The organism is Sphingomonas larreae, assembly GCF_051400595.1.
Classification (GTDB): domain Bacteria; phylum Pseudomonadota; class Alphaproteobacteria; order Sphingomonadales; family Sphingomonadaceae; genus Sphingomonas.
In genome coordinates this window covers 1,592,582-1,611,659 of sequence record NZ_JBLFFI010000001.1, presented here as the reverse complement: position 1 = coordinate 1,611,659, position 19,078 = coordinate 1,592,582, and the positions used below count along the sequence as shown (strand labels likewise).

General features: G+C 69.7%; 16 protein-coding genes. 10 read left to right on the top strand and 6 right to left on the bottom strand.

The genetic code is table 11. The annotated features are described in order from the left end of the window. Nucleotides 1–174: 174 nt before the first annotated feature. A complete protein-coding gene (gene rpoZ / locus ACMGDM_RS07370; protein WP_183922344.1) occupies nt 175–519 on the bottom strand; it encodes a DNA-directed RNA polymerase subunit omega in 345 nt (114 codons plus the stop codon). Between the two features lie 154 nt (nt 520–673). Here rpoZ and ACMGDM_RS07365 point away from each other — a divergent pair, with 154 nt between their 5' ends. Then, nucleotides 674–1,846, top strand: coding sequence for a phospholipase D-like domain-containing protein (locus tag ACMGDM_RS07365; RefSeq protein ID WP_436803441.1), 1,173 nt, complete (start codon nt 674–676; stop codon nt 1,844–1,846). A 75-nt stretch (nt 1,847–1,921) separates the two neighbouring features. Here ACMGDM_RS07365 and ACMGDM_RS07360 read toward each other — a convergent pair whose 3' ends face one another. Beyond that, entirely contained in the window at nt 1,922–4,795 is a 2,874-nt protein-coding gene (locus ACMGDM_RS07360) for a TonB-dependent receptor (protein ID WP_436803440.1), read from the bottom strand. Between the two features lie 241 nt (nt 4,796–5,036). Beyond that, complete coding sequence (locus tag ACMGDM_RS07355; RefSeq protein WP_436803439.1) at nt 5,037–6,320, bottom strand: Hsp70 family protein; 1,284 nt, start codon at nt 6,318–6,320, stop codon at nt 5,037–5,039. A gap of 140 nt (nt 6,321–6,460) precedes the next feature. Between ACMGDM_RS07355 and crtY the strand changes: the two genes are divergently transcribed. Both crtY and ACMGDM_RS07345 read left to right on the top strand, forming a co-directional pair. Continuing rightward, complete coding sequence (crtY, locus tag ACMGDM_RS07350) at nt 6,461–7,621, top strand: lycopene beta-cyclase CrtY (protein ID WP_436803438.1); 1,161 nt, start codon at nt 6,461–6,463, stop codon at nt 7,619–7,621. After that, nucleotides 7,618–9,090, top strand: coding sequence for a phytoene desaturase (locus tag ACMGDM_RS07345; RefSeq protein WP_436803437.1), 1,473 nt, complete (start codon nt 7,618–7,620; stop codon nt 9,088–9,090). Before crtY ends, ACMGDM_RS07345 begins: the two co-directional genes overlap by 4 nt. On the opposite strand, the gene ACMGDM_RS07340 is transcribed toward ACMGDM_RS07345, so the two are convergent. After that, on the bottom strand, nt 9,087–9,572 hold the full coding sequence (locus ACMGDM_RS07340; RefSeq protein ID WP_436803436.1) for a hypothetical protein: 486 nt from the start codon (nt 9,570–9,572) through the stop codon (nt 9,087–9,089). The two genes, ACMGDM_RS07345 and ACMGDM_RS07340, sit on opposite strands and share 4 nt — an antisense overlap. Before the next feature lie 21 nt (nt 9,573–9,593). Here ACMGDM_RS07340 and ACMGDM_RS07335 point away from each other — a divergent pair, with 21 nt between their 5' ends. The 5 genes from ACMGDM_RS07335 to ACMGDM_RS07315 all read left to right on the top strand — a co-directional run bounded on the left by ACMGDM_RS07335 (nt 9,594) and on the right by ACMGDM_RS07315 (nt 13,294). Then, nucleotides 9,594–9,857: a hypothetical protein gene (locus ACMGDM_RS07335; RefSeq protein WP_436803435.1), complete on the top strand. Its 264-nt coding sequence runs from the start codon at nt 9,594–9,596 to the stop codon at nt 9,855–9,857. Between the two features lie 59 nt (nt 9,858–9,916). Further along, complete coding sequence (locus ACMGDM_RS07330; protein ID WP_436803434.1) at nt 9,917–10,498, top strand: LOG family protein; 582 nt, start codon at nt 9,917–9,919, stop codon at nt 10,496–10,498. Between the two features lie 10 nt (nt 10,499–10,508). Continuing rightward, a complete protein-coding gene (locus ACMGDM_RS07325; RefSeq protein ID WP_436803433.1) occupies nt 10,509–11,444 on the top strand; it encodes a phytoene/squalene synthase family protein in 936 nt (311 codons plus the stop codon). 116 nt (nt 11,445–11,560) lie between these two features. Continuing rightward, nucleotides 11,561–12,100, top strand: coding sequence for a peroxiredoxin (locus tag ACMGDM_RS07320; RefSeq protein ID WP_436803432.1), 540 nt, complete (start codon nt 11,561–11,563; stop codon nt 12,098–12,100). A gap of 156 nt (nt 12,101–12,256) precedes the next feature. Then, nucleotides 12,257–13,294 carry a GGDEF domain-containing protein gene (locus tag ACMGDM_RS07315; protein ID WP_436803431.1) on the top strand — a complete coding sequence of 346 codons (1,038 nt, stop codon included), beginning with the start codon at nt 12,257–12,259 and terminating at the stop codon, nt 13,292–13,294. 302 nt (nt 13,295–13,596) lie between these two features. Here the strand turns inward: ACMGDM_RS07315 and ACMGDM_RS07310 are convergent, their stop codons facing one another. After that, nucleotides 13,597–16,686 (bottom strand): PAS domain-containing protein, encoded by a 3,090-nt coding sequence (locus ACMGDM_RS07310; RefSeq protein ID WP_436803430.1) that lies wholly within the window; start codon nt 16,684–16,686, stop codon nt 13,597–13,599. A 220-nt stretch (nt 16,687–16,906) separates the two neighbouring features. Here ACMGDM_RS07310 and ACMGDM_RS07305 point away from each other — a divergent pair, with 220 nt between their 5' ends. Continuing rightward, nucleotides 16,907–17,908: an SDR family oxidoreductase gene (locus ACMGDM_RS07305; RefSeq protein ID WP_436803429.1), complete on the top strand. Its 1,002-nt coding sequence runs from the start codon at nt 16,907–16,909 to the stop codon at nt 17,906–17,908. Nucleotides 17,909–17,987: 79 nt separating this feature from the next. Further along, nucleotides 17,988–18,371, top strand: a complete 384-nt coding sequence (locus tag ACMGDM_RS07300) for a response regulator (RefSeq protein ID WP_436803428.1) — start codon at nt 17,988–17,990, stop codon at nt 18,369–18,371. Nucleotides 18,372–18,425: 54 nt separating this feature from the next. Here ACMGDM_RS07300 and ACMGDM_RS07295 read toward each other — a convergent pair whose 3' ends face one another. Further along, nucleotides 18,426–19,010, bottom strand: coding sequence for an NADPH-dependent FMN reductase (locus ACMGDM_RS07295; protein WP_436803427.1), 585 nt, complete (start codon nt 19,008–19,010; stop codon nt 18,426–18,428). Nucleotides 19,011–19,078 lie beyond the last annotated feature (68 nt).

The window sequence follows — 19,078 nt, the reverse complement described above, 5'->3', positions numbered from 1 at the left end:
CAGGATGACGCTAGTGGGAAAGGGCAGTGACCTCCTGCCGTCAGCGCCAGGCAGCCGCGTCTCTGACCCTATTTGGTTCGTGCTCCGGCGCACGCCGGAGCCCAGAGCCACGCAACGCAGCGCTCGTCGACCTGGGCTCCTGCCCGCGCAGGAGCACCAGGACGATGGACAGCCTCAGCCGTCATAGTCGGCGCCGAGATTCTGGTTGCGCGGCGGGGCGACCGCGGTGAGGCGCAGCGCCTCGGCCGAGGCGGCGAGGCTGCCGATCGCATCGGCCTCTTCCTCGTCGTCGATCTGGACGCGTTGCAGGCTCTGCACGACCGACTCGTGGAGCTCGTCCGGCTTGACCGTTTCCTCGGCGATCTCGCGCAGCGCGACCACCGGGTTCTTGTCGCGATCGCGGTCGATCGTCAGCTCGGCGCCGCCCGACACCTGCCGCGCGCGCTGGGCGGCGAGCAGGACGAGATCGAAGCGGTTCGGGATCTTGTCGACGCAATCCTCGACGGTGACGCGCGCCATCTCGCGTATCCTCTTGTCGGAAACTCAGGGAAGGGTGCGCATCTAGTCGAGCACCGGCGAGCCGTCAAGGAAGCCGGCAGCGGCGCCCTTCCGCTTCGCGGTAGCTGGCCGCCGCGCGCTTGCCCGCTGCGCCCCAAGCCGGCATCTGGGACGCATGGACGACGCGCCGGCGCAGCCGACCTTCACCGTCGACGGCAATCGGCTGACGCTGCTCGACACCGGGCCGCGCCGGCTGGAAGGCCTGATCGCGCTGATCGACCGCGCGCGCCACTCGCTGCGCGTCCTCTACTACATCTACGCTGACGACGACTCGGGCCGCCGCGTCAACGCCGCGCTCGCCGCCGCGGCGGGGCGCGGCGTCCGTGTCGCCCTGGTCGTCGACGGGTTCGGCAGTGACGCCGCCGACCCCGAGTTCTTCGCGCCGCTCGAAGCGGCGGGCGTGTCGGTGTGCCGTTTCTCGCCGCGGCTGGGGCGGCGCTACCTGCTGCGCAACCACCAGAAGCTCGCGCTCGCCGACGCCGAGACCGACGAGGCCCGGATCATCATCGGCGGGTTCAATATCGAGGACGATTATTTCGGCACCCCGCGCGAACAGGCGTGGCGCGACCTCGGTCTGTTGGTCGAGGGCTCCGCCGCGGCGCGGATGGCCGGCTATTTCGACGCGCTGGAGCAGGGCATCCACGGCGGCAGCCGGGTGCGCCGGCTCAATCGCGCGCTGGCGCGGTGGAGCGAGGATGAGGGCAAGCTGCGCTGGCTGATCGGCGGGCCGACGCGCGAGCTGTCGCCCTGGGCGCGCGCGATCCGCGACGACATGCGGCGGGCGACCCGGATCGACGTGATCGCGGGCTATTTCACGCCGAGCCCGACCTTGCTGCGCGCGCTCGATCGCGCCGGTCGCCGCGCGGCCGAGGTGCGCGTCGTCACGGCATCCCAGTCGGACAACAACGTCACCATCGCGGCGGCGCGATTTACCTACGCCGGCCTGCTGCGGCGGGGCGTGCGCGTGTTTGAATATGCCGCCACCAAGCTGCACACCAAGCTGTACGTGGTCGACGACGCCACCTGGATCGGCAGCGCCAACCTCGACATGCGCAGCCTGTTCATCAATCTCGAGCTGATGCTGCGGATCGACGACGCCGCCTTCGCCGCGCACGCGCGCGCCTATGTCGACGGCGAGATCGCGCAGTCCGCCGCGATCACGCCCGAGGCCTATCGCGCCGCGACCGGCTGGTGGCAGCGCGCCAAGCAGTTCGTCGCCTATCTGCTCACCGCGGTGGCCGACCCCGCGATCTCGCGCGGGCTCAACTGGGGGATCGACGAGGAGTGATCGCTCGGGCGACGACGGGGAAGCGGCCGCACCGCGCCCCGGCGGTTGCCGGAACACGGTGCAGCGCGGCGCGCCTCAGAACTTGGCGCGGACGCCGAAATTGTAGCGCGCGCCGGTCTCCTGCTGGAGCAGGTAACGCTCCTTGATCGCCGACCATTCGTCGATGAACTCGTTCGTCACGTTCACACCCTGCAGATAGACCTGGAAGTTGGGCGTAAGGTCGTATGACACGTTGAAATCGAGCTGGCCGTAGGAGGAGCGGTTGCGCGGCCGCGACTGGCTGTCGCGGCAATTGCGCAGATAGTCCGAGCGCCAGTTGTACGACGCGCGTGCCGAGATGCCGTACTTCTCGTAGAAGACGCTGCCGTTGGCGGAGTGCGGCGACAGGCCGTTGTAGCCGCACTGGAAGTCCGCCAGCACCTGGTCGCGCTCGGCGCTGCTGGCGACATAGGTGTAATTGCCGGTGACGCCGAAACCGCCGACGAAGCCGCCCAGTGCGTCGAACGAATATTGCGCACCGACCTCGATACCCTTGATCGTTCCGCTCTGGCCGTTGCGCGTGCGCGTATCCTGATAGACGCGGTCGAATCGTTCGACCGGCAGCGTCTGCAGCTCGAGGAAGTCCGACAGGTCCTTATAGAAGCCGCCGACGCTGATGTAGCTGACCCGCGACAGATACCATTCCAGCGACAGGTCGTAGTTGGTCGAGCGGAACGGCAGCAGGTTGGGGTTGCCGCCCGACGACAGCGGCACCGCGATGCGGCCGCCGTAATCGTTGTTGACGCCCAGGTCGGTCAGCGTCGGGCGCGTGATCGTCTGCGAGAAGGCGGCTCGCGCGATCAGCTTCTCGGTCAGGTTGTACTTGATGTTGGCCGAGGGCAACGCGTTGACGTAGCTGCTGCGCACCGCGATCGCGGTGGCCGGACCGTAGGTATATTGCAGCGTATCGTCGCCGGGCGTGTTCCGGATGCCGGTGACGGGCGTGTCGAAGCCCGAGGAGAGCACCTGGGTGCGGATCACGCGCACGCCGGCATTGCCGGTCCAGCGCTCGTTGCCGAAGTTCATGGCGATATAGCCGGCGGTCAACCGCTCCTGCACGTTGACCGTGCCGCGCAGCTGCTCGCGCACGCCGAACGGCCCGCCGTCGAGCGCCAGTGCCTGTGCCGCGAACGCTGCCTGCTCCTGCGGCGTACGGCCGTTGGACGGAATGTTGAGCGTCGCGGGATCATTGAGATAGGCAAGGAACGCCTGGGGATCGACCTGGAACAGCGACGGCGGGATGTTTTGCCCGCCGCCGAGCAGGTCGCCCCACTCGTACGGCTGGAGCAACCCCGCCGCGATCGGCACCTGATAGCCGCAATAGGTGCAGTTCGAGTCGCTGTTGTTGAACGAGCGGTTGATCTTGCGCCGCTCGGTATAGGATCCGCCGATCGTGACGTTGCGCAGGATCGAGCCGTCGACGTCCCATTTGGTGTCGAGATGATATTCGGAACCGCGGTCGCGCGAGCGGTTGGCGTCGATTCCCATGTAATGCAGACGCATTAGGTCGGGATTGTTGATGATGTTGTTGTCATAGGAGATCGACGGGATGCCTTTGCCGCCGTCGAGCGAGAACTGGTAGCTGTAGGGCAGCAGCGCCCCATAGACGTAATAAGCGTTGGGCGATCGACGGTTGGCGCCGGTAGTGGAGGCGTCGAAACGCAGCTCGACATTCTCCGCCGGGTTCCACTTGACGTTGGCACCGATCTGATAGCTGTCCGACTTGCGGTTGGTCGTGTTGAAGACGTGGTCGATCTTCGCGTTGACGCCGTTGTTGGTCAGCGTCGGGTTGGCGGCGAGGAACTGTGGATTCTGCGCGATGAAGTCGCGGCCCAGCATGGTGAGGCCGGTGGCGGTGTTGGTGCCGTCGAAGGTCGGCTGGTAATAAGGCGCGGCCATGAAGTTATCGAGCCGGCGCGTCACGCCCGAGATGTTGAAGCGCGAGTAGATGCCGTCGACGCTGATCTCGAGATTGTCCGTCGGCCTGAACTGCACCGCGCCCGAGACGTTGATCCGCTCGCGCTCTTCCTGCGCGCGCTGGTAATAGACGCTTTGCGGCAGGTTGGCGTTGCCGGTGATTGGGTAACGCGAATCCGATCCCCTGATCAGCGTCGGCGCGCCGCCGATTGTCTGGACGATGTCGGGGCGGCCGTTGATCCAGCCGTCGATCGCGATGGTGTCGGTCTGGCTCTTGCGCTTGGTGTACGAGCCCGCGAGCAGCACGCCGAAGGTCTTGTCGGGATTGGTGTAGGAGGCGGTCGCGGCGAGGTCGGGCGTGACCTGCTCGCGCGAGCGATCGTAGATGCCGCCGATCTGCGCCGCGGCGTGGAAGCCGCTGCGACCCTCTAGCGGGCGCGCGGTGATGATGTTGACCGTCGCGCCGATGCCGCCTTCCTGGAGCTCGGGCACGCTCGACTTGAAGACGTCGGTACGCTGGATCATGTTCGACGACAGCACGTCGAACGAGAACTCACGGCCGGCATTGTCGGTGGCCATCACGCGACCGTTGACCAGCACGGTGTTGAACTCCGGCCCGAGCCCGCGCACCGTGATGAACTGACCCTCGCCGCCCGAGCGGTCGATCGCGACGCCGGTGATGCGCTGGAGCGACTCGGCGATGTTGGCGTCTGGGAATTTGCCGACGTCGACCGCGCTGATCGAGTCGACGATCTGATTGGCCTCGCGCTTCACCTGCGCCGAGGAGCTGAGGCTCGCGCGGATGCCGGTGACGACGATGTCGGCGGTCGGCGTCTCGGCGGTTGGCGCACCCGCGGCGTCCTGCGGTGCGTCGGCGGCGGCATCGGCCGGCGCCGCGCTCGCGGCGGGCGGCGCCGCGGCAGCCTGCGCACAGGCCAGTGACGGCAGCGAGCATCCGCCGCCCAGGACGGCCAGAATCCACCACGACCTCATGTTATCTCTCCCGATCTTTTCTTCGTCTCGTTGCCGCCGGGCGACGCGCGCTCTGCGCATCGCGACATGCACATGCGCCCGTCCTCCCGGCGGGCCGACCCATGCCGCGGACCCCGCCAGCAGCAACGCCGATGCGGTAGATCAAAGCTGTGGCGCGACGGAATGAATTGTTAGCGCGACCAATTGACGAAAGTGAATGTTCTCAAGAATTCATCAAAGTAACGCGGTGCAGCGCGCGTGGTTACTGCCACACTGCTTCGCTCCAGGCCGCAGCATCGTCCTGCGCCGCGATCAGCGCGAGCCCATGCGCGATCGAGGTGAGCTCGCCCCCTGTGGCGATCCGGTCCACGCCGAACCGCGCTTCGAACAACGCGCGCACCGCCGGGACTAGCGAGGTGCCTCCGGTCAGGAACACGCGGTCGATCGCCGCCTCGCCGACTCCCGCGAGCGCCAGCGCGCGATCGAGCGTCGCTGCGATCCGCGCCACGTCGTCAGCGATCCATGTCTCGAACTCGGCGCGGGTCACGTCCTCGTCGATCACCACGCCCTCGCCCGCGAAGGTGAAGCGCGCGCGCTCGGCCTGGCCCAGCGCGCGCTTGAGCTGGCCGACCGCGTCGTACAGCGCATAGCCCTGCTCGTGCTCGATCAGCGCGATCATCCGCGCGATCGCCTCCGGGTCGACCGCGCTGCGGCGCAGCTTGTCGAGTTCGGCGAGCGTCCGGCGATTGCGCATCAGCGCCAGCCGCGACCAGTCGGCAAAATCGGTGAACCAGCCGCCCGGGATCTCCAGCAGCTTGTCGAACGAGCGGTAGCGTCCGCCCTTGCCGAGCAGCGGCAGCACCAGCTTGTCGACGATGCGCGCGTCGAACCGGTCGCCCGCCAAGCCGATGCCGGCATGCGCGAGCGGGGTGCAGCGCCGCGCGACGCCGGGCGCGGCGACATGCACCACCGAGAAGTCGCTCGTGCCGCCGCCGAAGTCCGCCACCAGCAGCGTCGCGGCGCGGGAAAGCGCACTGGCGTCGGCATAGGCCGCAGCCAGCGGCTCGTAGACGTAATGGATCTCGCGCGCGGCACCGGCGAACATCGCATCGTAGCGCTGCCGCGCCAGCGCGACGTCCGGGCGCCCGCCCGCGAAGGTGACCGGCCGGCCGACCACGAGCCGGTCGACGCGCTCGAACGCGCCGCCACCCGCGCGCGCCAGCTCGGCCAGGAACATCCGCCCGAGTTCCTCGAAGGTGAAGCGCTTCTCGAACACCGGCGCGGTGTCGAACGAGGCGCTGGCGGCGACCGACTTGAACGACTGCAGGAAGCGGCTGTCCGCCGGAAATTCGAGATATTCGCGGATAGCGGCGGGTCCGCCCGCGATCGCGAGCCCACCGCGCACCGCCTCGTCGTGCCAGAAGCACAGGGCGGTGCGGAACACCGCGGCATCGCCGCCGAGTGGCAGCAGCACGGGGTCGGCATCGCCGCGCGCGACCGCGGCGACGGTGTTGGTGGTACCGAAATCGAGGCCAAGCGCGGTCATGCCATCCTCCAGGTCGCGCGGGAGGCGTGCCGTATCGCCCCGCGCGGCGCATCGCCAGCCCCCATGGCGGCGGGTCCGCTGACGGTGGCGCCCCGCGCGCGGGCTTCCCCGCGAGGCTGCGATAGGTTAGCGCCGACGCCATGCCCGCGACCCACAAGTGCGACCTGGCGATCGTCGGCGGCGGATTGGCCGGCGCGCTGATCGCGCTCGCGGTCCACGCGCGCCATCCCCTGCTCGACGTGCGGCTGATCGAGGCCGGCGAGCGCATCGGTGGCAACCATCTGTGGTCGTTCTTCGGCGGCGACGTCGCGCGCGGCGACCGTCACCTCGTCGCCCCGCTCGTGGCGCATGGCTGGTCCAGCTATGACGTGCGCTTCCCAACGCACGCGCGCCACCTCGCCCAGGCCTATTACACCGTCCGCTCCGGCGGGCTCGACGCGCATGCGCGCGCCGCGCTGCCCGCCCGCACGCTGATGACCGGGCGGCGCGTGCTGGCGTGCAGCCCCAGCGCGGTGGTGTTCGCCGACGGCGAGCGGCTGACCGCGAGCGGGGTGATCGACGCGCGCGGCGCGGGCGACCTCGCGACGCTGGCCTGCGGCTGGCAGAAGTTCGTCGGCCACGAGCTGCGCACCGCCGCCCCGCACGGCATCTCCCGTCCGGTGGTGATGGACTCGACGGTGCCGCAGCTCGACGGCTATCGCTTCGTCTACCTGCTGCCCTTCGCCTCCGACCGTCTGCTGGTGGAGGACACCTATTACAGCGACACGCCCGCGCTCGACGCCCCGACGCTCGCGGCGCGGGTGGAATCCTATGCCGCAGACCAGGGCTGGACGATCGCGGAGACGCTCCACCGTGAACACGGCGTGCTGCCGGTGGTCTATGGCGGCGACTTCGACGCTTATTGGCGCAGCGGCGGGAGCAAGCTGGCCAAGGCGGGCGTTCGGGCGGGACTGTTCCATCCCACCACCGGCTATTCGCTGCCGGACGCGGTGCGGCTGGCGCAGCTGATCGCGGCGCAGCATGACTTCTCGGGTGCGGCGCTCCACGATCTAACCTATGCTTATGCGGCGCGGCTGTGGGCGGCGCGGCGCTTCTATCGGATGCTCGACCTCATGCTCTTCAAGGCCGCCGACCCCGACCAGCGCTATCGCGTGCTGGAACGCTTCTATCGCCTGCCCGCGCCGCTGGTGGCGCGTTTCTACGCGGCGCAATCGACCGCGCTCGACAAGATGCGCGTGCTGAGCGGGCGACCGCCGGTGCCACTCGGCCGCGCGATCACCGCGCTGCGGGGGGCGGCATGACCCGCGCGGTGGTGGTCGGCGCCGGTTTCGGCGGACTCGCGCTGGCGATCCGGTTGCAGTCGGCCGGGGTCGAGACGGTCGTGCTCGAGTCACGCGACAAGCCCGGCGGGCGCGCCTATGTGTGGCAGCGCGACGGCTTCACCTTCGATGCCGGGCCGACCGTGATCACCGACCCGGCCTGTCTCGAGGAATTGTGGGCGCTCTCCGGCCAGACCATGGCGAGCGACGTCACGCTGGAGGCGGTGCAGCCCTTCTACCGGCTCAACTGGCCTGACGGGACGAACTTCGACTATACCAACGACGATCAGGTGCTGCGCGCCGAAATCGCCAAGCTCAACCCCGCCGACGTCGCGGGCTATGCGCGCTTCCTCGACTATTCCGCCGGCGTGTACCGCGAGGGCTATGAGAAGCTCGGCCACGTCGCCTTCCTCGACTTCGCGTCGATGATCAAAGCGGCGCCCGCGCTGGCCAAATACCAGGCGTGGCGATCGGTCTACTCGATCGTCTCGAAGTACGTGGCCGACGAGCGGCTGCGCCAGGCGTTGTCGTTCCACACCTTGCTCGTCGGCGGCAATCCGATGACGACCAGCGCGATCTACGCGCTGATCCACAAGCTGGAGCGCGACGGCGGCGTGTGGTTCGCGCGCGGCGGCACCAACCGGCTGATCGCGGGCATGGTGGCGCTGTTCGAGCGACTGGGCGGTACGCTGCGGCTCAACGACGCCGTGACTCGGATCGAGACGCTGGGCGACCGCGTCACCGCGGTGGAGACCGCCAGCGGGTGGAGCACGCCCACCGACATGCTCGCCGCCAACGCCGACATCCTCCACGTCTACCGCGACCTGTTGCCCGGCTCGGGTGCGGCCAAGCGCACCGCGGCGCGGCTCGAGCGCAAACGCTACTCGCCCTCGCTGTTCGTGGTGCATTTCGGGATCAAGGGCACGTGGCCCGGCATCCCGCACCACATGATCCTGTTCGGCCCGCGCTATAAGGGGCTGCTCGACGACATCTACGACCATGGCGTGCTGAGCGAGGACTTCTCGCTCTACCTCCACCACCCGACCGTGACCGACCCGAGCCTGGCGCCCGAGGGCTGCTCGACCTTCTACGCGCTCGCGCCGGTGCCGCACATGGGCAAGTACACGGGCGACTGGGAGACGGTGCGCCCGATCCTGGAGAAGCGCATTCTCGACGAGGTCGGGCGCCGGCTGATCCCCGACATCCACGACCGCATCGTGACCAAGTTCAGCTATGCCCCGACCGACTTTGCGGCGGACCTGAACGCGCATCTCGGCAGCGCCTTCTCGCTCGAGCCGGTGCTGACGCAAAGCGCCTATTTCCGCGTCCACAACCGCGACGACGCCATCCCCAACCTGTATTTCGTCGGCGCGGGCACGCATCCGGGTGCCGGGATCCCGGGCGTGGTCGGGAGCGCCAAGGCGACTGCGGCGCTGATGCTGGGGGGCTAGGCCCAGATCGCCTCAGCCGCGCGACAGATGGCACTCAGCATGCGACGGCGCAGCAGTCCGCTGATCGGACGTATGACGCACCAATAAGGCGCGAAGCGAAGGAGCGCAGCGCGGTCGGCGTAGGCGACGCGTGTCTCGGTTATCAACTCGACCCGTTGTTCACTGATCGGTCTGACCGCCAGGCTCAGCGCCAACTTGACTGTTCCCGGGTCGCGCTGCGCCAAGAAAGCCGACGCATCGGCCAACGGCACCAACTCGATCGACGGGCGCCATAGCCGACCGGCGAGCCCATAGACGATCTCGTCGGGCACTTCCTCAATCAGTGTAAAACTTTCGATGTCGAAGCGTGACTCCAGCCGTTGTGATGTCCGCCCCGACCGGAACCGAACGATCCGCGTGATGTCGCGCAAGGCGATCAAACGCCGGAAGAGTGCGTCGTCCTCAGGCTTGAAGGAACGAGCCGCGGCGATGACGGCTGCCACAGGTGCTTTGCTCTCGCGGCTGTGACGCTCCCGGAACAGGCCGGCGACGCGGGAGAGCGCCACGACGCGATCGACGTCCGCCACCCCGGCGTACCGCGCCACCGCTTCGTCCGTGCCGACCGGCGGGTTGGCGAGTGGGTCGTCCGTTACGAGTCGGGCGGCATCGCCGCGCGCTGGGACTCGGTCACGCTGGTACCGGTCGGCGGCGGGGACGGTCGTCCGCCGCGCTACGTGGCGCGCTCGGGTGACGACTGCACTGTCCCCGCTGCCGCACCGCACCGCTGACCGCCGGCCGGCCAAGCGCGCCATTGCTCCGCCCGCGCGCTTCCCCTAGCGATCGCGGCATGAAGCGCCTCGCCATCTACTGCGGCTCCGCCACCCCCGCCGATCCCTTCTACCTCGAGCTCGCGCGCGAGGTCGGCCGCGGCCTCGCCGAGCGCGGTATCGGGGTGGTCTACGGCGGCGGGCGGCTCGGGCTGATGGGTGCGATCGCCGATTCGGCGCTGGCCGCGGGCGGCGAGGTGATCGGCGTGATCCCGCAGGCGCTGGTCGATGCCGAGGTGGCGCACCGCGGCCTGACCGAGCTCCACGTCGTGCCGGGCATGCACCAGCGCAAGCAACTGTTCACCGATCTGGCCGACGGCTTCGTCACGCTGCCCGGCGGCACCGGCACGATGGATGAATTGTGGGAGGCGCTGAGCTGGGCGCAGCTCGGCTATCACGCCGACCCGGTCGGGCTGCTCAACGCGCGGGGCTATTACGACGAACTCGTCGCCTTCTGGGCGAAGATGGGCGAGGTCGGCTTCCTGCGCGCGCAGCATCGCGACCTGCTGATCGTCGCGGACACGCTCGACTCGCTCCTCGATGCCATGGCGGCGCACGCGCCGACCCAGCCGATCGTCCGCATGGCCGCCAGCGACCTGTGAGCGGCCGCGCGTGACCGACCCGCGCGCTGCGCTGGTGGCGACGGCGCGCGACTCGATCGCGCGTGGCTCGAAGAGCTTCGCCGCCGCGTCGCAGCTGTTCGCGCCTCAGGTGCGCGAGCGCGCGTGGCTGCTCTACGCCTGGTGCCGCCGCTGCGACGATCTCGTCGACGGCCAGGATCACGGCCATGACCGCCACGCCGTCGCCGACGCCCCGGCGCGGGTGGCGGAGGTGCGCCGGCTCAGCGCCGCCGCGCTCGCGGGCGAGGCGACCGGCGATCCCGCCTTCGACGCGCTTGGCGTGGTCGCGCGCGAGACGCGGCTGCCGCACCGCTTCGTCACCGACCTGATCGACGGGTTCCAGCTCGATGCCGACGACTGGCGTCCGCGCTCCGAGGCCGACCTGTACCGTTATTGCTACCATGTCGCCGGCGCGGTCGGCTGCATGATGGCGGTGGTGATGGGGGTGCCACCCGAGCACGAGGCGACGCTCGACCGCGCCTGCGACCTCGGCCTCGCCTTCCAGCTCGCCAATATCGCGCGTGACATCGAGGAGGATGACCGGGTGGCGCGCTGCTACCTGCCCGACGAGTGGCTCGCCGAAATGGACGTGCCGCCGGGCCAGCATATGAAGCCGCCGTTCCGCGATCGGCTGGTGGTGCTGGCACGGCGGCTGGCGACGCGCGCCGAGCTGCACGAGGCGAGCGCGCGGGTGGGCACCAAGGCGCTGTCGTACCGCTCGGCCTGGGCGGTGCTGGCGGCGGCGGGGATCTATGGCGACATCGCGCGCCGGGTGGCATCGCGGGGCGCGCACGCCTGGGACCATCGCGTCACGACGAGCAAGCGCGAGAAGCTCACATGGATCGCGCGCGCGGGCTGGCAGGCGGCGCGCCGCGGCGCGATTGCGGACACCGCGCGCGACCCGCGGCTGTGGACCCGCCCGCGCTAGTCGCGGCGCGATCCGGCAACATCGGGTCGGACCAGCGTTTCTTGCCCCGCATGCTCTGGGCTCGCGCGCTTGGCCGCGCTACAACCTGCGTTATCAAGCCACTGGAGCCGCTCCTCATGCGCATCGCCGTCCTCGCCGCCGTCTCCGCCACGCTCGCGCTGGCCGCCCCCGCGGCGGCGACGCTCGCGCCCGGCGCAAAGGCGCCCGATTTCACCACGCGCGGCGCGATCGCGGGCAAGGTGGTGCCGATCAGCCTTCGCGAGCAGCTGCGCCGCGGCCCCGTGGTGCTGTACTTCTTCCCCGCCGCCTTCACCTCGGGCTGCAACGCCGAGGCGCGCGCCTTCGCCGAGAAGGTCGATGCGTTCCGCGCCGCGGGCGCGACCGTGATCGGCATGTCGGCGGACAATGTCGCGGACCTGCAGCGCTTCTCCTCGAGCGAGTGCGCCGGCAAGTTCGCGGTGGCGAGCGCGGGCCCCAAGGTCGTCGCCGGCTATGACGTCGCGCTGGGCCGCGCGGTGAAGGGCAAGAGCGTCACCAGCCGCACCAGCTATGTCATCGGACGCGACGGCAAGGTGCTGTTCGTCCACGACGACATGAACCCGGCCGAGCATGTCGCGCTGACGCTCGCCGCGGTGCAGAAGCTCAAGCGGGGCTGACCGGCCCGTGGCCCGGCGCGGTGAACGCCGAGTCACGATATCTTAGCGAGTCGCGCGCTAGCGTTCCCTTCCGGCGGGCCGCGCGCGCCGCGGCGCTGCGCCGGCGGGCGCAGCCGTGGCGGACGGGCGGTCCGGGAGCCGGTTGGGGACACACGGGTGGCGAGCAAGGCAGTCGACGTGCGGCAGGCGACGGCGGGTGACCGCTTGTTCACCCGTGTCGGCGCGTTCCTGGCGGCGCACCGGCTCAGCCCCGACCCGCACCATTACGCCTTCGCCTATGAGGTGATCGCGCATCCCCAAGGGCTCATCGCCAAGCGCGTCGCCGAACTGACCGACGGCGGTGTGCGGCTCACCGTGCGCGACATCGAGCAGCTCGGCGGCACCCCCCTCGGCGGAGCGCCGGCGGCGCTCGCCGGCGACGCCGAGGTGACCGCCGATGCCGCCACGCAGGAAGCGATGATCGAGCGCGTGCTCCATCAGCTCGACGGCTTCGGCGACACGATGCGCACCGCGCACGCAGAGGCCAATGACTTCGGCCGCGACCTGGCGCGGTCGGCGGCGCAGATGCGCGACGTCGGCGCGGACGCGGGAGTGGAGGAGATCAGCCGGCTGACCGCGGCGATGATCGAGCGCGTCCAGCGCGCCGAGGCGAAGCTGGAGAGCACGCGACGCGAGACCGAGGAACTGCGCGCCGCGCTTGACGAGGCGCGCGGCTCGGCGCGCACCGATCCGCTCACCGAATTGCCCAACCGCCGTGCCTTCGACGAGGCGTTCGCCGCGCTCGCGCCGGACGCGCGGGTCACGCTGGCGATGTGCGACATCGACCATTTCAAGCGGATCAACGACAGCTTCGGCCATCCGGTCGGCGATCGCGTGATCCGCACCGTGGCACGCACGCTCGCGGACGAAGGCGGCTGCCTGGTGGCGCGCTACGGCGGCGAGGAATTCGCAATGCTGTTCGAGAACGTCACGCCGGAGCAGGCGGCGGTGCGGATCGACCGCGTGCGCCAGCATATCGGCGAGCGCCGGCTCCGCGTGCGCGAGACGGGCGAGCCGATCGGCACGGTCTCGTTCTCCGCCGGCGTGACCGATGGCCTGGCGCGCGAGGGCCGCACCGCGCTGGTGGCGCGCGCCGACGCCGCGCTGTATCGCGCCAAGGAACAGGGCCGCGCCCGGACGATCACCGCGTGCTGAGGCCGATCCGCCAGCTCTGCTGACGATGGTGCGTGGGGCAGCGCGGCTGCGCCTTTCCGCTGCAGTCCCTGCCTGCGGCGATACACGATGGGTCAGGTAAGCGCGTCGGCACGTTCCCTGCCGCGCGGACCAAGGGATCGCCATTTCTCCGGGAGGGCGTCGCGCGCAAGAAGGCGCTCGGTATCCAAGTCGAACCACCGGCGTGCTCCTGCGGACGCAGCAGCCCAGAGCCGCGAGCGTCATCCCTTCGGCGCTGGGCTCGGCGTCCGCCGGAGCACGTCCCCGCTCATGGAGATCAGGCGCTAGCGCTCGCGCTCCAGCGCGCGGGTCACGTCGGGTGCGCCGACCGCGCGCAGCAGGTCTCCGGCGCCATAAGGCTTGGACAGCAGCAGAACGCCCTCGGCCGCGGCCCCCGCCCCGGCGATGTCACCGCTGGCGACGACGATGCGGATCTCCGGACGAAGCGCGCGCGCGCGCTCCGCCAGCGCCAGGCCCGAGCTGCCGGGAAGGTGGATGTCGGTGATCAGCACGTTGATGGGCGCGGTCTGCAGCGCTGCCATCGCCTCCTCCGCGCTGCCGGCCTCGATCACCACCTGCCCGGCCTCCTGCAGCACCTCGGCGGTGGCGGAGCGGATCATCACGTCGTCCTCGACCAGCAGCACGGTCGCGCCCGCCGCGGGGGCGGGTGCGGGCGCGCGCACGAGCGGCGTCGCGGCGGTCGACGGCAGCGCGACGCGCTGGCGCTGATTGGCGAGCACGTGCCGGATCTTCCGCGCCAGCGCCTCGCGCGTATAGGGCTTGGACAGCAGTTCGACGCCGGCGTCGAGCCGCCCGCCATGAACGATCGAATTCTCGGTATAGCCCGAGGTGAACAGCACCGCGACATCGGGCAGCCGCTCGCGCGCCTTGCGCGCCAGCTCGGGGCTCTTGAGCGTGCCCGGCATCACCACATCGGTGAACAACAGGTCAATCGCGATTCCGCTCTCCACGACATGGAGCGCGCTCTGCGCGTCCACCGCCTTGAGTACGCGATAGCCGAGATCGCCGAGCATCTCGACCACCGTCGCGCGCACCTCGTCGTCGTCCTCCACCACCAGCACCGTCTCGGTGCCGCCGGTCACCGGGCCGGTATCGACCAGCACCTCGACGTCTTCGCTCTCCAGCGCGCGCGGCAGGTACAGCTTGATCGTCGTGCCATGGCCGGGCTCGGAGTAGATGTTAACGTGCCCGCCCGACTGTTTGACGAAGCCATAGACCATCGAGAGGCCAAGCCCCGAGCCCTTGCCCTCGGCCTTGGTCGAGAAGAACGGCTCGAACACCTTTTCGAGCACCTCGGGGGTCATGCCCGAGCCGGTGTCGCTCACCGCCAGCATGACATATTGCCCCGCGGTCACCTCGTCGTGGCGGCGCGCATATTCATCGTCGAGGTGCGCGTTGGCCAGCTCGATCGTGAGCTTGCCCTGCCCTTCCATCGCGTCACGCGCGTTAATCGCGAGGTTGAGCAGCGCATTCTCGATCTGGCCGGGATCGATGAAGGTGTTCCACAGCCCGCCGCCGAAGATCGTCTCGATCTCGATCCCTTCGCCGATCGCACGGCGAAGCATGTCGTCCATGCCGCGCACGAAGCGGCTGACGTTGACCGTCTTGGGCTCGAGTGCCTGGCGCCGGCCGAAGGCGAGCAGCTGCGACGCCAGCCGCGACCCGCGCGACACGCCCGCCAGCGCATTGGCGACGCGCGTCTCGGCGCGCTCGTTGCCGGCGATGTCCTTCTGCAACAGCTGGAGATTGCCCGAGACGACCTGAAGCAGGTTGTTGAAGTCGTGCGCCACGCCTCCGGTGAGCTTGCCCACCGTCTCCATCTTCTGCGCCTGCACCAGCTTGGCCTCGGCAGCGCGGCGGGTGGCGATCTCGTCGATTACCCGCGTCTCGAGCGTCTCGTTAAGCTGGCGCAGCTGGTCCTCGGCACGCTCGCGGTGACGCACCTGGCGCTCGAGCTGCTCGGCATGGTCGCGCAGCGCCGCCTCGGCGGCGCGCTGGTGCGTGATGTCGGTGTGGACGCCGACCCATTCCGCGATCGCGCCCTTGTCGTCGAGCCGCGGCACCGCGCGGATCGCAAAGGTGCGCCACGTGCCGCAATGGCGCCGCACGCGATGCTCGAACACGAAAGTGGTCTTGGCGGCGACGGCCTGTTCCCATGCGGCCAGCGTCGGCGCGACATCGTCGGGGTGGATCGCCGCCGACCAGCCATGACCCTGATAATCCTCGAAGGCCTGGCCCGTCAGCAGCGCCCAGCCGGGCTGCTCGCCGATCATCCGGCCTTGCGCGTCGTTGGTCCACAGCACGCCGTGCATCGCCTCCATCGCGGCGCGGAAGCGTGCGTTGCTGGCGTGCAGCGCCTCCTCGCGGCGGACGCGGTCCTCGACGTCGAACACGATCACCTGGAAGCCCGCGACGCTGCCATCCGCCGCGCGGCGCGGCAGGTACCGCACGTCGGCGCGGCGCCAGCTGCCGTCGCCGTGCTGGATCGCCGAGTCCGACTCGATCGTCTCCCCCGCCAGCGCGCGGTCCATCAGCGCGCGGCGCTGCGCATAATTGGCCTCGCCGATCACGTCGCGCGCGTGGCGCCCGACCACCTGATCGGGGGTGAGCCCGAACCAATCGTAATAGTAGCGGTTGGCAAAGCGGAAGACGTGGTCGCGGTCGATGAACGACACGAGCAGCGGCAGCGCGTCGGTGACGGTGCGCAGCTCCGCCTCGCTCTCGGCGAGCTGGTGCTCGAGCTCGGCCCGGGTCGTGTTGTCGATCACGGTGCACAGCACCCCGCCGACGCTGCCGTCCGCCTCGTAGACGGGCGTGTAGAACAGGTCGAAGACGAGCGCGGCGGGGGCGCCGTCGCGCAGCAGGGTGAGCGGCTGGTCGCGGAAGGAGACGATCTCGCCCGCGAAGCCGCGCTCAAGGATGGCGCGGTTCCAGTCCCGGATCTCGGGGAACACCGCGGCGGTGGTCTGCCCCAGTGCGGCCGGATGATGCGCACCCGCGATCGCGCGATAGGCGTCGTTGTAGAGCATCACGCCCTCGCGGCCCCACATCAGCACCTTGGGCACCGGCGAGTTGACGACATTGGCGACTGTGGTGCGCAGCTGCGGCGACCAGTCCGCGATCGCACCGAGCGCACTGCGTGCCCAGTCGCGCGCGCGGATCATCGCGCCGGTCTCCCCGCCGCCGATCGGCCAGCACGCCGCCGGTCCCGGTGCGCCGCGATCGCGCAGCAGCTTGAGCGCGGTGCGCACCACCTCGCTGGCGTTGCCATAATCGCCCGATCCGAGCGCGTCGTTGATGAAGCTCTCGAGCTCGGGGGTAAGGGACACGTTGCGCGACTGGCGTTGGCTCATGCGGTGATGTCTCGCTCCGGATCAGCTGTGTCAATCAATGACACCGTCCATCTACCTGATCTGTGTGTGTTTTCGTTCGGTTAACGGAGTGGGGAAGGGATCGAGTCACCGCTGCGGCGCACCGCCCGACGCGACGGCGGCTTCCCCGTCGCGAGAGCCTCGCCATGAACCCAACCCGGTCCGCGCGGGTTACCTCACCGCGCAAGGACGAGAGGATGCGATGATGACCCCCAAGCTCAAGCCGATCGACCAGCAGGTGATCCTGATCACCGGCGCGAGCTCGGGCATCGGCCTCGTCACCGCGCGTACCGCGGCGAAGCGCGGTGCCAAGGTGGTGCTGGTCGCGCGCGACAGCGACGCGCTCGCCACGATCGCACGCGAGATCGAGGAAGCCGGCGGCCAGGCCGAGTTCGCCACCGCCGACGTCGGCGACCTGCGCGACGTCCAGCGCGCCGCCACCAAGGCGGTGGAGCGGTTCGGTCGCATCGATAGCTGGGTCAATGCCGCCGGTGTCGCGATCTACGCCAAGCTGGTCGACACGCCGATGGACGAGCACGAGAGACTTCTGCGCACCAACTATCTCGGCGCGGTGCACGGCTGCCTCACCGCGGTCGAGCAACTCCAGCGCGAGGGCGGCGCGCTGATCACGGTCGGTTCGATCGTGTCGGACATCCCCACCGCGGGGATGGGCGCCTATGCCGCGAGCAAGCATGCGGTGAAGGGCTATGTCGACTCGCTGCGGATCGAGATCGAGGGCGACCGCCTGCCGATCTCGGTGACGCTGGTGAAGCCCGCGGGGATCGACACGCCGATCGCCGAACATGCCGCCAACCATCTCGACGGCGCCGCGCTGCTGCCACCGCCGGTCTACGCTCCCGAACTGGTCGCCGAGGCGATCCTCGAGGCGGCGCAGCATCCCAAGCGCGACATCACCGTCGGTGGCGTCGGCCGGCTCCAGGTGCTGGTGGCGGAGCATTTCCCGCCGCTGCTCGACAAGCTCGGCCACAAGCTGCTGCCGATGATCCAGGATCGCACCCGCGCACCGACAGGGCGCGACAATCTCGTGGCACCGTTCGACGACGGGCGCGAGCGCTCGCACGACCAGCACGGTCGCTCGATCAGCCTGTACGACGCGGCCGGGCGACACAAATTCGCCGCCGCGACCGCGGTGGGCGCGGGGCTCGGCCTCGCGGTGCTGGCGCGGCTGCGCGGGCGTAGCTGACGGGGCCCCCTTCTACTTAGGTTAGCCATATAGCGTGGAACGGCCCGCCCCTGGTCTGGGTTATTCTAACTGTATCAACATGGTAGGTCGCAAAATGGGTCAGGCATGCGGTACCACCGTCCTCCTTGTCGAGGATGAGCTGTTCGTCCGCATGATTGGTGCCGACGCCCTGGCCGAGGCGGGCTATCGCGTGATCGAGGCCGGCGATGCCGACGAGGCGCTCGCCCGGCTCGAGCGCAGCGCCGACGTGCAGGTACTGTTCACCGACATCCGCATGCCCGGGACCATGGACGGGTTGCAGCTCGCCGGCGAGGTGCATCGCCGCTGGCCCTCGATCCGCATCCTGCTGACCTCTGGCGACACACGCCCAACGCGCGACGACATCCCCGACGACGGCCGCTTCCTCGCCAAGCCCTATCGCTTCGAGGTGCTCTCGCGCGAACTGGATCAGCTGCTGAGCTGAGCGCCCGACCGCTCTGCACCGGACGGGCGGCGGCAGACGGCGCCGCCCTGCCCGTCAATAGGGTGGCGCGCGGCGCTCGTGCTGCGCCTTGGCCGCCTCTGCCCACCAGGCGAGGTCGTCGGCGAACCGTCCGAACTGGCGCAGGAGCGACTCGCCCGCGCTACCGGTCGGCTGGCCCTCGGCGTCGAGCGTCTGTGTCACGGGGCCGACCACCAGCGTGCTCGAGATCACCGGCATGCCCATCTCGGGCAGGATCGCGTGCCACGCGCTGTTGCTGCGCGCGCCGCCCAGTCGGCCCGCCGAGTAGCTCGCGATCGCGGCAGGGCGCCAGAACCATTCCTCGAGGAAGTGGTCGGTGAGGTTCTTCAGCCCGGGCTGCGGCCCCCAATTATACTCCCCCGCCACGAAGACGAACGCATCGGCGGTACGGATCTGCCCGGCGAGCCGCTCCATCGCCGCGGGCGCCTCCCCGGCGGGATATTCCTTGTACATGCGATCGAGCAGCGGCAGCCCGACGGCGCGCGCGTCGACCAACGTGGGGGCGTCGCCGCGGGCGGCGAAGCGCTCGACGAGGAAGCGGGCGAGCCGGATGCCGGCGCGGTCGGCGCGATACGAGCCGTACAGGAGGAGGACGTTCATGCACCCGTCCTGCCGGCGTGTTCGCCACCGGTAAAGGTCCCGCGGTGGCGCGGCGCGCGCGCACGCGC